This window comes from Psychrobacter sp. FME5, assembly GCF_014861375.1.
Taxonomy (GTDB): Bacteria; Pseudomonadota; Gammaproteobacteria; order Pseudomonadales; family Moraxellaceae; genus Psychrobacter.
The window spans coordinates 72,661-87,639 of the sequence record NZ_RRYX01000002.1; the positions used below are offsets into that span (position 1 = coordinate 72,661).

The 14,979-nt window shown below is 43.9% G+C and carries 11 protein-coding genes; 2 read left to right on the forward strand and 9 right to left on the reverse strand.

The features are described from left to right. Positions 1-109: 109 nt before the first annotated feature. The 7 genes from EI161_RS00735 to epmB all read right to left on the reverse strand — a co-directional run bounded on the left by EI161_RS00735 (position 110) and on the right by epmB (position 10,668). On the reverse strand, positions 110-2,290 hold the full coding sequence (locus tag EI161_RS00735) for a transglutaminaseTgpA domain-containing protein (RefSeq protein WP_192524430.1): 2,181 nt from the start codon (positions 2,288-2,290) through the stop codon (positions 110-112). After that, on the reverse strand, positions 2,287-3,324 hold the full coding sequence (locus tag EI161_RS00740) for a DUF58 domain-containing protein (RefSeq protein WP_192528756.1): 1,038 nt from the start codon (positions 3,322-3,324) through the stop codon (positions 2,287-2,289). Before EI161_RS00740 ends, EI161_RS00735 begins: the two co-directional genes overlap by 4 nt. Positions 3,325-3,618: 294 nt before the next feature. Then, positions 3,619-4,569: an AAA family ATPase gene (locus EI161_RS00745; RefSeq protein WP_192524195.1), complete on the reverse strand. Its 951-nt coding sequence runs from the start codon at positions 4,567-4,569 to the stop codon at positions 3,619-3,621. Positions 4,570-4,612: 43 nt separating this feature from the next. Next, a complete protein-coding gene (locus EI161_RS00750) occupies positions 4,613-5,071 on the reverse strand; it encodes a c-type cytochrome (RefSeq protein WP_192524194.1) in 459 nt (152 codons plus the stop codon). A 193-nt stretch (positions 5,072-5,264) separates the two neighbouring features. Next, positions 5,265-7,355: an EAL domain-containing protein gene (locus EI161_RS00755; protein ID WP_192524193.1), complete on the reverse strand. Its 2,091-nt coding sequence runs from the start codon at positions 7,353-7,355 to the stop codon at positions 5,265-5,267. Positions 7,356-7,640: 285 nt separating this feature from the next. Next, a complete protein-coding gene (locus tag EI161_RS00760) occupies positions 7,641-9,371 on the reverse strand; it encodes a hypothetical protein (protein ID WP_192524192.1) in 1,731 nt (576 codons plus the stop codon). A gap of 289 nt (positions 9,372-9,660) precedes the next feature. Next, complete coding sequence (epmB, locus tag EI161_RS00765; protein ID WP_192524191.1) at positions 9,661-10,668, reverse strand: EF-P beta-lysylation protein EpmB; 1,008 nt, start codon at positions 10,666-10,668, stop codon at positions 9,661-9,663. A gap of 173 nt (positions 10,669-10,841) precedes the next feature. On the opposite strand from epmB, the gene efp reads away from it, so the two are divergent. Then, on the forward strand, positions 10,842-11,417 hold the full coding sequence (gene efp / locus EI161_RS00770) for an elongation factor P (protein WP_192524190.1): 576 nt from the start codon (positions 10,842-10,844) through the stop codon (positions 11,415-11,417). A gap of 246 nt (positions 11,418-11,663) precedes the next feature. On the opposite strand, the gene EI161_RS00775 is transcribed toward efp, so the two are convergent. Further along, positions 11,664-13,472: a GAF domain-containing hybrid sensor histidine kinase/response regulator gene (locus EI161_RS00775; protein WP_225735160.1), complete on the reverse strand. Its 1,809-nt coding sequence runs from the start codon at positions 13,470-13,472 to the stop codon at positions 11,664-11,666. 21 nt (positions 13,473-13,493) lie between these two features. Then, the gene (locus EI161_RS00780) at positions 13,494-14,390 is read right to left on the reverse strand and encodes a ThiF family adenylyltransferase (protein ID WP_192524188.1); all 897 of its coding nucleotides are present in this window, start codon (positions 14,388-14,390) and stop codon (positions 13,494-13,496) included. Positions 14,391-14,522: 132 nt separating this feature from the next. Between EI161_RS00780 and EI161_RS00785 the strand changes: the two genes are divergently transcribed. Further along, on the forward strand, positions 14,523-14,979 hold a 457-nt coding region (locus EI161_RS00785; RefSeq protein ID WP_192528757.1), incomplete at its 3' end, for an IS30 family transposase.

A 14,979-nucleotide genomic window follows, 5' to 3' on the forward strand; every position in this document is an offset into this window, starting at 1 on the left:
AATTGATTTGTTTGTCGAGCTACTTTATTTCTTGAATACTCTTATCGCTCGCATTATTTGCGTGCCATTATGCTCTATTTTGACTGAGCAATATTTTCGATAACGACCATTAAAGCAATTCACGCACATTTCTTTTGAGCTGCTTGAGCACTTTTTGGTACTCACTATCACGAGTTTCAAGTGGGCTTAAATATCCATAGCGTAGCTGACGATAGTTTTGCTTGATTTGCACGATTTTTGCTTGAGCAGCTTTCGAACCCATAGCTTCTGCTAAGCGCTCAAGCCACGCCAGTTGTCCTTCATTATCCGTGCGTGCTAATGATTTATCACCTTTGCCTATACGTTTTGATAATTGCGCAAGCGGTAAGTCTGCTGGGTGCCAACGCTTGCGGCGACGTTGCCAAATAATAAAGACTAAAATAGCCATGATCGTAATAGCACTGATCGCCAGCCAAGTAATTTGCTGCATGATTGAGCGGATGTTAAACCATTTCAATAGCGAATCTGCTTGCTTGTCCTGATCATAGCCGACGACGTCTTTTTGCCAATAGTAGCTTGCTTGGTCCGACAAACGGCGTAAGGTTTGTAGCACTTGATACTGTTGATAGCTAATTTGCGCACCTGCCCCGTCGCCAAACATCGCAGCCCCTTGTGCCTGTGTCAGCGCCTCCATGCCTTGCTCGACACGCTCAGGCGCAACAAAAGCAGTCGGGTCAACGCGTATCCAACCTTGACCCTCAAGCCAAACCTCTGTCCAAGCATGCGCATCCATTTGCCGCACCTCCCAGACATTACCATTACGGCTCGGCTCACCGCCTTGATAGCCTGCTACCACCCGCGCTGGAATACCTGCCGCCCGCAGCATAAAGGTAAAGCTTGAAGAGTAATGTTCACAAAATCCCGCTTTGGTCTCAAATAAAAACTCGTCAATGCGGTTATTATTCAGCCGTGGTGGTGATAAGGTATAACGGAAATCTGTTTGATTAATCCAGCGCTCGATAGCTTCCATATAGCGAACTGGGTCTGAGCCTGATTGTGCAAAAAGCTGCTTCGCTAGCGCTCGTGCTTGCGGATTGCCGTTGTTAGGTAAAGCAAGATTCAAACGCCTTGATTCCTCAGTGAGATTAGAATCAATACGCATCGGCGCAAACTGCAATACATCATAACGCAGCTGCTGGGTGACGGGCTGGTCTTTTAATAAGGTAAAGTTTGAGGTAATACTGATATCTTGCTGCTGAGCAAACGGATAATCGAGTCCAAACAGCCAATTTTGCTGAGTGGGCTCTAAGATAATTTGATAGCTGTTCGGCGTTGCTTTCGCCTCATCAGGGATAGTCTCAATTGCATTTTTAATCCAAGGCGGACTCTGCAATGCAGGTTGCCATTGGCGCTGCTTAGCACTTGGACGCCACGTCACTCCATCAAAGTTGCTAAATACCAATCCACGCCAATATAACTGTTGTTGCGGTGGGCGATTACCGTCAAACTCGACGCGAAAAGCCAATTCGGTCGATTGTCCTAAATTGGCAAAATCACCCGGTGACATACTGTCAGAAACGCCCGTGGTCGCTTGTTGACCTGATAGCTGTACTGACCATAACGGTGGCAGACGCGGGAAGAATAAAAACAGCACGACTAATAACGGCAACGCACCAACGCCCAATACTCCCAAAGTGCGCAGGCGACCATCCCCGCGAGTATTGCCATCATCATTTAGCGCAATAAACGCCAATAACACAATCACCACACCAACAATCACTGCTAAAGTCGTAATAATTCCTTGATCCATCAAAAATAGCGCCGCAAGTACAAACAGCGATAAGTTCAATACCACATAAGCATCACGGCGCTTATACAATTCCCATAGCTTACTAATCAGACATAGCACTAAAAATGCCACGCCCATATCCAGTCCAAACGCTGTATTATAAGTCAGCCATAGCCCTGCCAGCCCTAATAAGAAGCCCAGCATTTGCATACTTTGATAAACACGCTTTAGACGACGACCTTTTTTAAATTTGGCTTTAATAAGGGGCAGCTGGGCAAGCACACTAACGATAGCAAAGCCCATTAACCATAAGGGTAAATGCGCTGCATGCGGTAAAATAACGAGCACTTGGGTAATTAATACCCAATAATAAGCAGGTAGTGCCAATAGCTTACGATGCCATTTATTATTGCTTTCAAGGCCTGCATGGGCATTACTGTTCTGACCCAATGCCAATTGCTCAAAGCTTGCAAGACTTATGGCAACTGTCTCATTTGAAGGGTAACGTTTGAAATTACTCATGGTGCTTTCGCCAATCTTAGCAAGCAAGCCTGCGCAAAGCTTTCTCCTTCACCCATAGTGGCAGCAGAATGAGCATCATTTGGTAAGCGCATATTAAATGGTACACCTAGCTGACCCAGTGTCATTGCCCCGTACGCCATTTGTGCAAGTTTTTGCTCGTGGTGCGCCGCTGGCATATCTGCATAATCCAAGGTTTGTTCGTGACCAACAGGATCGGCAAAATGCTTGGTAAACATACCTTGACCGCGTGCCACATGCCCCCAAGAAACCCGTGCCAGCGACTCCCCTTCGACATAGTTATCCAGCCGTTCAAAGTCGTCTTGACCTTGCCGATATTGCCCACCTACCGGTAAATCCTCCAAACTGGCGGCAGAATATTGGTCTTGCCAATCGAAGGCTTCAGGTTTGGGATAGACCCAAGCCGTGCGCGCAAAATACACATATGACCATGCGCGCATGATACCTAAAGGATAAACAGTTTTTATGATTAAGCGTGGCAATTCAAGCTGACCTCGAGAATGAGCCTGAACAGGCAAACGAATAACTTGCTCGCTTTGCAACTGTGTGACTAATACTGATTCTTGATTATCAGCACTCTCTTTAAGTCTCTTATCGGCTTTTTTATTCGTTTTTTTAACAGCCTGCTCAAAGCGAAATAACAACTGCCGTCGCGGCTGAGTGCTATCGTTACGTACCTGCAAAGTGACCCAAACAGGCGCGCCTGCTTCTGCCATGGTCACATCCAACAGCTGAACGTGCAATCCTGAAACATGCGCAAAGGTTATATGAAAACTGATGAGCCAAACGCTGACGAGATAAAAGCACAATCCAAGTACCAAGTTATTGCCATAGTTGATACCAGCGATAAAGGTGATGACCAACAGCACCGCAAACAACATCCCTTCACGGCTAAAAAATATATAAACGTTACGCAAATTAAGGGTAGCGCTATCACTTTTTGGTGCTCGCGAGGCAAACCAACGGCTTAACAATGAGCTGATTGGTGCGGTTAAGGCTTTTGGTAAAAAACTCATGATTACCCTATCATTACCATAGAACTGGCCATCTCAATGAGATGCGGCGAAGTGGGTTGATAATCGTATTTTAAATATGGTTTTAAAAACTAGGTTTAGAAATTAGGTATTGAACGTGAAATGGAAAAGTTTAGATAGCTAATGTTTTAAAGTATAGTCAGTTCTAAATAAAATCGACACGTCAATAATCCCGTACTACTGGTGCTAATTTTTCTTGCTTGCTGTTCGCAGGCGTGACAGAGGCTGCGAAAAATTTACTCCAGTAGCACTCGTATCAGTTTTAAAGTGAATCAGCTATACAACAGCCACTTCTGCTAAAATTCGTTGCGCGATGGTTTGCGTGGCTTGCCCACCCGTCACATGCACAAAGCGCTGGCCAAGACGATGATCCGTGACCGCTGCAAATACCGCTTGGATATCTTCAGGCGTCACTTCCATGTGTCCAGACACATAAGCATGAGCCTGAGCAGCACGCTGAAGCGACAGTACGCCACGCGGTGATAGGCCATGATACTCGGCGCTCGCACGAGTTTTTGCGACCAGACGCTGTAGATAATCTAAGACCACATCAGCAACATAAACCTGCTTAACGCCTTGCTGGGCTAATAAAACAGCTTCTGTATCAAGTACGGCGTCCAAATCTTTTAATAACTCACGGCGATTCTGGCCTTTTAGAAGCTCGCGCTCTGCTGCCGGCGATGGATAGCCCAGCGACAAACATAATAAGAACCGATCGAGCTGCGATTCAGGAAGCGGATAGACACCGGCTTGCTGTAATGGGTTTTGAGTGGCTATCACAAAAAATGGCTGCGCTAAGGGATAGGTTTGCCCATCTTGCGTCACCTGACGCTCTTCCATTGCTTCAAGTAATGCACTTTGGGTCTTAGGGCTAGAGCGATTAATCTCATCAGCAAGCAATAGCTGGGTGAAGATAGGACCGGGACGAAACTCAAACTGCTGCTTATTTTGATCATAAATACTCATGCCCAAAATATCTGCCGGCAGCATATCATTGGTAAACTGCACCCGGCTAAAACGTAGACCTAACAGTTGAGCCAATCCTTGCGCCAAAGTGGTCTTACCCATGCCCGGTAAGTCTTGCAACAGTAAGTGCCCACCAGCTAAGATACCACTAAGCGACAGTTTAATTACCTGCGGCTTGTCTAATACGATTTGATTTAACTGTGTCATCAATTGAGCGATTTTTTGCTGATTATGGTAGTAGTCAGTAGCTGCATGGGTCATATAGTGTTATTTGCTCATTTTTTATGGGAATAATAATTAAAGACTACTTCGCCTCATCCTCTACTATCGGTGCGGGCGCACGCAGCGTTGATAGATAAGCAATCACGTCAGCACGCTCTTTAGCATCTGGCATCGGGTCTGATAACATTTTTGAGTCTGACATGGCTTTTTCAGCATCGGCGATATAAGGATCAAGCGTTTCAGCGTCCCATACCCAACCTGACGCTTGCAAGCCTTCACTATAGGTATAATCTTCTAGTTCAGCCGCTGGCGCACCATAAACATTCATCAGCTGCGGCCCTTTTTTATTGAGCCCAGGATTCAGCTGATGACATTGCCCGCAAGCGTCCTGAAAGATAAGAGCGCCATTATCAGCATCGCCCTCTGTATAAAGTGGTAGCGTGACAGGGTCTCTATAATCAGGTGGCGTACGATCACAAGCAGTGAGTAATAACACCGCGGCAAACATACCTAACAGTTGATACTTATTGGTAATAAACATGTTTTTTAATCTTTAATTAGAGGGGCATTGCTATGTATGAGTCCACGTCAAGCATAATACAATGCAAAATTGATGGACATACATAGCCGTGCATAGGTAGTGAGTCGTTTGTGGTTAAAAACTGCCTGTTACTGCAATGAGTTACTAATAATAAGTATCAATCAGGCACTTTCAAAGGCTTTCTTGATAGCTTTTAAGACTCACTAGATACTTTTATAGTACTACTAGGCGCTTCTAAATAATAACCCTGCAGATAGCGCGCACCCACACTCCATGCCACAGACATAGTCGCCGCGTCTTCAATATAAGGCATCAGTACATCGACATTGACTTCATTGGTGTGTAGGATCAGCGACTTGACCGTATCTAGGTTATCGGCTGAATCAACATCCTGTACATAGCTACGCGCTAAACGCGCCATATTTGGCTGTACATAACCAGCAATTTCAATAGATTTGGCAGAAGAACCGAAGTTATTGATACCAATCTGACAATTAATTTGACTAAGGGCCGAAAACTGAGACTTCGCTACCGTTAAATAATCTGAGATATCTTTTTCATTAAACTGTAATGTTAGCGCGCCCGCCGCGCCGCCTACCGCTTTGATTAGTTGGCTGGCGACATTTGGTAGGTTTTTATCAATGAGTGAGGCACTTGTCAGTTGCACCAACAATCTCGCTTCGGGATGTGTTTTACGTACATCGCTCACTTTTTTACAGGCATTGATAAGTACCCAGCGATCTATTTTTTCAAGCAATTTATGGGTCTTAGCAACCGCCATAAACTGATCAGGCGTCAATACAGTATTATCAGCATCGGCCAATGGCAAACGTAGATATACTTCAAAAAAGTCGCTACGATCATTGCTGATGTCGTATATCGGCTGGAATGTTAGCTCAAAACGGTTATTGGCAATCGCATCGACTAAAGACTCAGCCAGTGCATGGTCATCACTATTGGCATGTTCGCTTGGGTCATATAAATGATAACTATCGCCACGGTTAGAGGTCTCAACCATAATCTGGTTGATAGAGTCCATCGCCCGCTCAAGCACTATATTGAGTTCTGTTGTGTTTTTCTCAATTTTGACAATACCAATACTGACTGTGGTATTGGTCGTACGCTTATCTACCTCGATGAGCATATCGCTAATACGCGAACCAATATGTTTAGCAAGCTGCTCAAGCTCAGCGGTGGTTTTGTCCTCTACCAATATGGTAAAGGCCGTATCACTAAAACGACTGACGTGTCCATCTGATACCAGTTCATCTAGAGTATAGGCCACTTGTTTGACAGCTGCATCTATACCTGGCAGACCAAGACTGCTCCTGATTTTACCGACATTGTCGAGCTGTATATATAACAACCCCGCCGTGAGCGCCCCTTGCCGCGCTTGCTGTTGTATCGTCGCCATCTGCGCTTCAAAACCGTAGCGGTTATCGATACCAGTCAAGCTGTCTTTGCGCTCAGCCGCTGCCAAACGCTTGGCAACGTCAGCGCTGTTGCTACTGTTTTGTTGAATGATAACCTGAGTTACCGGATCACCATCTAAGGTCGCGGCAGCCAATTGCAGCTTTGCTTCAAAAGTACTGCCGTCTGTGCGTACGCTTTCAAACTCAAACTCTACTTCTTGTCGGCTACCCTTATCGAATCGACGCAAGAACTGCTTGAAGCCTTTGACGTTATCACCGCCTGCAATCAGATCAATAATAGGCACGCCTATGGCATCGTTCATCGACTCAAAACCAAATAATTGCAGATAAGGATCGTTGGCAAAAATATGAATGCCTTGGTCTATGTAGGCAACCGCACTTTTAGAGTTTTTGATCAGTACGTTAGCGCGCTGCTCGGCTTCAGAAAGTACGTACCGTAATGTTTTTAGCTCGCGGCGACTGCGCAAATTGTCATGTTGTAGACAAATAGACATCACCACTGCCATTTCTTGTTCTACCTTGAGCGACTTGACCATCGTACCACTAATAATATCAGGCAGTCCCTCGTCATTACTCGCCGCTGCCATCTCTTCATTTAGCAAACAGATCACGGGTAGATCAATATCTTGTTCTTGAATGATGCCCACGACATCGGTAAAACTCAGATCATAGGCACTACCAAAAACCAAAGCATCCCAAGATTGCCGTAGCAGCTTTAGTAGCTCCTCTTTGTCATCCAAAAATCCTAAGTGTACATTGACGTAATAAGAACCTAATAAGTACACAAGGCGTTCAGCATAGAGCTGATCGTCATCGATAACTAATAGGTTTAAGGTGGACTGAGTGCGCATAAAAAGCCTTTTTTAATCTTGCGATCTTATTGTTATGTCTCACTTTTGATAACTTATATCTTTTACACAAACCAACTTAGTACAAAAAATACGATAGTCGGTTCAAAATAAAAGCGATACGATTATCGCAAAGTAAATAGTAACGATGTCAGTCATTATAGACAATAATTTAAACGGCTGCAGATTAACTTACAACCAGCATTTATCGGTGTGACTATTTGGATGGAAATACTAGGCGGTGTCCTTGTTTTGAAAATGGTGATAAAAATAAAGACACGCTCTGAGCTACAGTTGGACGACCTCATACTGACTGAATTCATCGGTAACCAGCAACCTACGTTTGAGGCGTAGAAGGGTTTGTTTGTTATTGATGCGCATAACGACCCTATCATTAGACTGGAAATAAGAAGACGGCACAATGAGAGTGCCCAAGGTTTGCAGTTGCTCATCCCTACCAAGGACAAACGCAGGTACAAAATGTCGACTGCGCGTTTCTCCGCCTTCTAAACGCAGCCCACAAGCTACCAGCTGATGCCCGAGCACTTGCCACTCAACCTCTGGGCTTTCGTCATCAAGGTCAAGCCAACGTACTACCCCTATTGACCAATCAGCCGGCATGGCATCATCAGAACGGCAAACCAAAAAAAGACTCATAATGTGTAATGGCGGTGGTGCCGTCGTGACAACCTCATTGTTCTTACCTACCGCGTTGAGATTATCTACCATTGGTGACAAGCGCAGCGTACGGAATAGCGAGAGCTCATCATGACTATCAAAAGTCTCAATGGCTTCAATAGTTAACGCACTATTACTATCTTGCTTTTTACGAACAGTATCATAGCGAGGTCGCTGTTCATCTGGTAGATTCTTTACAATCATCAAACTTGTAAAGCTACTCGAATGACTGGCACGATAATGAATGTTGTTAAACCCAGTAATCAAAACTGCCGATTTTTTAGCACTGTGTTTAGTTGTCAAAGTCAGTTGCGGCTGTAAGTATCGATAAGTGATGGTCATCGCTATTTTATTAAGCAACCAATACTCTACTCCTTCGCCGCTACCCTCAGCTAATGCTTGCTTGCGCCATTTAAAATACTCCACCATTGGCGCAAGCTCTATAAACAAACAAACATAGTGATCTTCGTATGGGTTAATTCCAGACTTTGCCGTTAAATAACTAGGCGGATGGTCACTACATAAATCAACGAACACTCGTGTTTCTGTTTTTGGTTCTATCGTCGCAACCATCTGCTTCGCCCATTCAGGCAATAGGCGTTGCACGAGCAAAATATTAGGACGACGCATGGCACGCAGGTTTAACAAACTGTGCAAGCATATTTGACAATACAACTGATGTATATCGTTAGCGCGTTTTGTGGTGATATATACGCTCAAATCTATATTTGCGGCATGATGTTGATGAGCAAGATGATACAGTTGGTTAATTTTGGACCATAAGTATGACGATGGTTTGCGATAGCACAACGCATCTTCACCCAATAGCTTTTGATACATCAATAGCATCTGGTAAATAGCAGTCGCCAGCATAATTGACGAAGATTTTTCGGCACTAAAATAGCGCTTCCAGCCACTTTTTGTCAGATGTTTCTGCTGACCGTCTAGGTTTAAAAATGAACGATTGCGGCGTAGAACACCGTCATAAACCATAATGAATTGATAGTATAGGGATTCTATTTGAGCCACATAGTCCAACTGCGCCTCACTCAACGCGCCTGTCTCATAAATATAATACTGCCGTAGAGTGGCAATAAATTGATTGGCTGTATCGATCACAGCAGACGTTAACTTAAGACGTTGTTGGTCATCCATATCAGTACTGCGCAACATCGTAAGTGCTTTTTCCAAATATTCAGCTTGCTGTTCTTCGGCTTGCGCGGGCAAGGCTGCCAACAGTTTTAGTAAATAATATTCCTGATCGTTAACCGACTGACTAGTTGAGGACAACATTGGCGCTGTCACAGACAAATGATTTTGAAACATCGATAAAGTTATCATCAGTATTCCTAGTACCTGTTATTAACTTTGAATATTTATTAACTTTGAATATTTTTTTTAAACAAAAACTTCTTAGACTCGCCGTAGTCTCACTACAGTCTCGCCGTATCGTTTTTACATTCAACTGACTATAGTCGCTTGCGTTCAGACTGAGGATACGCCCTAGTTATAACATAAATATTTGCAACCCATAGAGAATACTCATTTTAATGCGATTGCCTATTAACCTACTTACCACTCAATAGTCATTATTTGTTCACTAATTTCCAAATACTTTATAATGCCTATATTAATCAGCATTGTAAATGTTAATCGGTACCTTAAACGGTCTATTCGGCAGCTCTCGCACCAGCTTAGGCACTAAATATCCTGGTAGCGCCGCCAATAATGACCAATAAAGCTCGATGGCTGACCGCTCATCGCTATCGAAATGAGCAGCACCCGCCACTTTATCTAATACATGTAAGTAATAAGGCAAGACACCAGCAGCAAACAAGCACTGGCTTAATTGCGCTTGAGTCTCAACGCTGTCATTAATACCTTTTAGCAATACCGCTTGGTTTAACAAAGTAATACCAGCCGCGCGAGCACGCTGTAAATGTTCTGAGGTAACGCTATCGATTTCATTGCCATGGTTACAGTGGACTACCATCACGATATGACAGCGGCTTTGGGATAGTCTCTCCAATAACGCATCATCTAAACGCGCTGGAATGACCAATGGCAGGCGTGTGTGCAACCGAATAGTCGTTATTTGCGGGAGTGACTCTAGCGTATCCAGCCATGCAAATAAACGTCTATTAGTCACATTTAATGGATCACCACCGCTCAAAATAACTTCATTAATCTCGGGATGTGCAGTGACATAATTGACGATATTTTCTTTTGCATCCGCCGTTGGCATATTGGCACTATAATCAAAATGCTGACGAAAACAATAACGACAATGAATGGCACAGGCACCAGTAATGGTTAACAATACTCTTGATTGATATTTATGCAGTAGCCCTTTGACTGGGTTTTGTGTGTTTTCACTTAACGGATCTGCCACATAGCCTGTTACGTTGATTTGCTCACGCTGGTCGGGTAAAACTTGTTTTAATAAGGGGTCATTGCTATTACCGACAGTCATTTTTGCCACAAACCCACGTGGCACACGTAGCTCAAAATGCTTAGGCACATAGACGTCTGCACGCAGTGATTCGAGCTTTAAAAGGCTTAATAGCTCATCAACCGAGGTAATGGCTTCGGATAATTGCGTTTGCCAGTTTTTTTGTGTGATTAAATGGTTTATCATGACAGCCTACTACCTATACCCAAAAGCCGACATTATACGCTCTTAGGGTGTATCCTATCAAAATATACCAATTACCTCTTACAACCCTAAGCGTAACGGTAGTTTTTACACAGTAAACCCTCTATTTAAATTTAACGACCGATCATAATATTAACAACCCCTAGGAGTCTCTCGTGGCAAGTTTTTCTACCAATGAATTTAAAGCTGGTCTCAAAGTCATGCTAGATGGCAACCCTTGTGCCATTCTTGAAAATGAATTCGTTAAGCCTGGTAAAGGTCAAGCTTTTAACCGTGTTAAGTTGCGTAATCTTCGTAGTGGTAAAGTATTGGAGCAAACGTTTAAGTCTGGAGAGAGCTTGGAGGCAGCAGACGTTTTAGATACTGAAATGAACTATCTTTATAATGACGGTGAGTTTTGGCACTTTATGCACCCTGAGACTTTTGAGCAGCTGCAAGCAGATAAAACAGCCGTTAGCGATGCAATAAAATGGTTAAAAGACAACAGCAATGATCTTTGCACCATCACTTTGTTCAATGGTGTGCCATTGTCAGTGATGCCACCTAACTTTGTTGAATTACAAATCACCGAAACGGATCCTGGTCTGCGTGGTGATACTTCTGGCGGTGGCGGTAAACCTGCGACACTAGAGACAGGTGCTGTGGTACGTGTGCCCCTATTTGTCCAGCAAGGTGAAACCGTTCGTGTCGATACCCGCACTGGTGACTATCAAACTCGCGTTAGCTCATAGCACTTAGCAACAGCAGTACTTAAAAATAACAGTACTTAGAAATAACAGTACTTAGAAACAAGAGATAGCGGTTATCTCTTAACCAATAAAAAAGCTGAACCACCCTATGAGTGATTCAGCTTTTTTGTATCGATGACAATAATCGTCACGGGCTAGGACACGCCCTAATACCATTCCCAAAATCTTGAGTAGCTAGAAATACGAATGCAAGTACTGCCTTTAGTAGACTAAGCGAGTTTGACAGCACTACTCTTCTACCAATATCTGCTTATGCATTAGCCAATATTGCACAAGCGCATTCAGCTGTTCTTGGGTAAAAGGCTTGGTGCAGTAATCTTGCATTCCGACCTTTAAATATTTTTCGCGCTCACCATCCATGGCATTGGCAGTCAAAGCGATAATAGGCGGCAGCTCTTTAGGATCATAGATTTCATGCAGCTTAATGGTTGCCTGTACGCCATCCAAAATTGGCATATGATGATCCATCAAAATAACATCATAACGCTCAGGAGACAGGGAAAAAGTCTCGATAGCCTGTTGCCCATCAGTGACATGGGTTACCGTATGACCACTATTAGTGAGGGCTTTTTTGGCGATAATAGCATTGACGGCATCATCTTCGACCAACAGTATATGGCCCGCAAGCTCATGAGTGGGATCAATCATGGTAAAGTCGTTTGAATCCTGCCATGTCTCATACTTGTTTTCATCAATGGCAGGTAATGGCAGTAGAACGCTAAACGTAGTGCCAACACCCACTTCGCTATCTACGTTAATATACCCACCCATCAAATCGACCAAAGACTTACAAACAGAGAGTCCGAGCCCAGTACCACCATAGAGGCGATGTGTGAACTTATCCGCTTGGTCATAAGCCTCAAATATCGCTTCCAAAGATTCGGGTTTGATACCCACACCACTATCAGTTACTTCAATACATAGGGTCATGTCTTCATAATAAACCGTATTACTATCAATCGGGTTATCTGCTGCCGCCTGACCGTTTTTAGTGTTGTTCCTTTTTTTAGTGCGGCGCTCATCAACCTCATCACAATGACAATTGGGCACATGCTTAACATCGATGCTGACTCGCCCGCCTTCACGAGTGAACTTAATCGCGTTATTAACCAAATTTGCGATGATTTGTTTAAGGCGCACCGGGTCACCTTCGATATATGGCGATAGTGACTCCGTATAATGATAGTCTAAAATCAATCCTCGCTGACGGGCCTTGGCGGTAAACAGGCTAACCACTTCATTACACAATGCAGATAGATTGACAGGAATAAAGTCAATGCTCATCTTGCCAGACTCTACTTTTGATAAGTCTAAAATACCATTGATAATGGCCATCAAATGCTCGTTGGAGACTTTAATATTGTCTATATATTCTTGTTGTTCGCTGCTGAGTTTTGTTTCGCCCAGCATATCCACCATACCAATAATACCATTCATTGGTGTGCGGATTTCGTGACTCATGTTGGCCAAAAAATCTGACTTCATTTCATTGGCAAGTTTGGCATCACGCTGTTTATCCTGTAGCTGCAAGGCATCTGCTGCCATCGTGGCAAACTGAGCCAATATCTTTGCTTGTTGTTCATCAAAATCATACTTAGGCTTCATATCCATCACGCACAAAGAGCCCAAACGGAAGCTTTTATTGCCCTCATGAATGATAATCGGCGCGCCAGCATAAAACCGTAAATAAGGAGACTCTGTAACCAATGGGTTTTGACTAAAACGACTGTCTTTTGATAAATCTTCTACCACAAAAACGTCGTTAGATAACACCGTGTAGTTACAAATAGCGACTTCACGTGTGGTACGGCATACATCGCCAAGACCATGAATAGATTTTAGATACTGTGTTTCTTCATCCATAAAGGTAATGGTGACTATCGGCATATCAAAAAACAGCTTTGCTAGATCAACAAGACGCTTAAATGCAGGCTCATCATTGTCATTGAGCACCTGATATTTTTTAAGTTTAGTGATACGCTCTGCTTCATCTACCGCTACTGGGTAACTGCTTTGAGGTGGGTTAGATATAGACAAGATGGACTCCATTAAGTAATATCAAACGTTCGACTTGGCGTGAGGCTGCTTTATCAATAATTGTAATGCTTCACTCACCATCATCATTGCGACCACTGATGTAATGACCACTGCTGAGCCATAACCACCACATTGTAGACCACCTGCCTGACAGCTCTTATCCACACGCGGCGGCTCTATCGAATAGACACATTTAATCCCGAACTTTTCTTTTAATGCCCTATTAATGCCTTTTTCATGACGTAGTTTATTACGTAATTTGGCGAGTAGCGGATCTTGATAACTGTCTTTTAAGTCACTCACTCTAATCTGACTGGGATCTATCTTACCACCTGCACCGCCAGCACAGACCAGTTTTAGTTTGTTAAAACGGCAATGGAGCACAATAGCCAACTTAGCATCCATATCGTCCACACAGTCTAGCACAACGATAGGCTGGCCTTGTGCAATAGCCGCCTTTGCTTGGTCACGACTCGGCAGCAAGGCAGTGACGTTTTCTGTGGTCAAAAAATCATCAACCAAGTTTAGCGTTACTTTGGGATTGATTTCACGAATACGCGCCGCCATCGCGGCAATTTTACTCTGCCCAAAATTACTGTCTAAGGCTGGCAACTGGCGATTCACATTAGACGCCACCAACACATCCAAGTCAATCAACGTAATCGTACCCACTGCCGTTCGAGCCAGTGCTTCTGCTGCCCACGAACCAACACCGCCTACTCCAATAACATAGACATGAGCCGCGGCAAAAGTATCAACTGTAGCGGTTCCATAAAGCGTCCGCGTGCCTTGGAAACGGCGTTCATATTGCTCATCGGCTTCTTTAGTAACGCCTTTTGCTGTTGCTCCCCCTATGGCAGAGTGCTCAGTAGTAGACGGCTCAACGAATGCTTGCTCAAATGGTTGTGTTTCACTCATAAATGTTTAAATACTCTATTATTACTATCTTAGATTAACACATGAAGTGCAATACCAAATGCGAGGTGAAAAAAAGACCTAGATGCGCTAGCATCAAAGTCTTTATCCACCGACCAAAGTGAGATTGCAACCATGAACTATACACATCTAAGCCTAGGGGAACGATACCAGATTTATGCCCTTATAGGGGCAAAACATAGTATTAAATTTATAGCTGACACATTAGGAAGAAGTCCTAGCACCATATCAAGAGAGATCAGACGCAATAAAAGCCTTCGAGGTTACCGAGCTAATCATGCTAATAACAAGGCTTGTGACAGACGGTCAAACAATGCGCTCACTATTATTGCTGACGTATGGGATTGGGTCACAGATAAGCTAAAAGACAGCTGGAGTCCTGAACAAATAGCCGGCGTTCATGGTGGTATTAGTCACATGAGCATCTATCGCTATATCTGGAGGGACAAGAGTCAAGGCGGCAGGTTATGGCAGTGTCTCAGACGCAAAGCCAAACCTTACCGTAAGCGACTAACGGCTGAGACCCGAGGCCGTATCAACGACAGAGTCTCGATTCATGAGCGCCCTTGTA

Excerpts from the sequence above, each read along its gene's own strand:
- EI161_RS00735 (WP_192524430.1), bottom strand. The coding sequence starts at position 2,290 with ATGAGTAATTTCAAACGTTACCCTTCAAATGAGACAGTTGCCATAAGT.
- EI161_RS00740 (WP_192528756.1), bottom strand. The coding sequence starts at position 3,324 with ATGAGTTTTTTACCAAAAGCCTTAACCGCACCAATCAGCTCATTGTTA.
- EI161_RS00745 (WP_192524195.1), bottom strand. The coding sequence starts at position 4,569 with ATGACCCATGCAGCTACTGACTACTACCATAATCAGCAAAAAATCGCT.
- EI161_RS00750 (WP_192524194.1), bottom strand. The coding sequence starts at position 5,071 with ATGTTTATTACCAATAAGTATCAACTGTTAGGTATGTTTGCCGCGGTG.
- EI161_RS00755 (WP_192524193.1), bottom strand. The coding sequence starts at position 7,355 with ATGCGCACTCAGTCCACCTTAAACCTATTAGTTATCGATGACGATCAG.
- EI161_RS00760 (WP_192524192.1), bottom strand. The coding sequence starts at position 9,371 with ATGATAACTTTATCGATGTTTCAAAATCATTTGTCTGTGACAGCGCCA.
- epmB (WP_192524191.1), bottom strand. The coding sequence starts at position 10,668 with ATGATAAACCATTTAATCACACAAAAAAACTGGCAAACGCAATTATCC.
- EI161_RS00780 (WP_192524188.1), bottom strand. The coding sequence starts at position 14,390 with ATGAGTGAAACACAACCATTTGAGCAAGCATTCGTTGAGCCGTCTACT.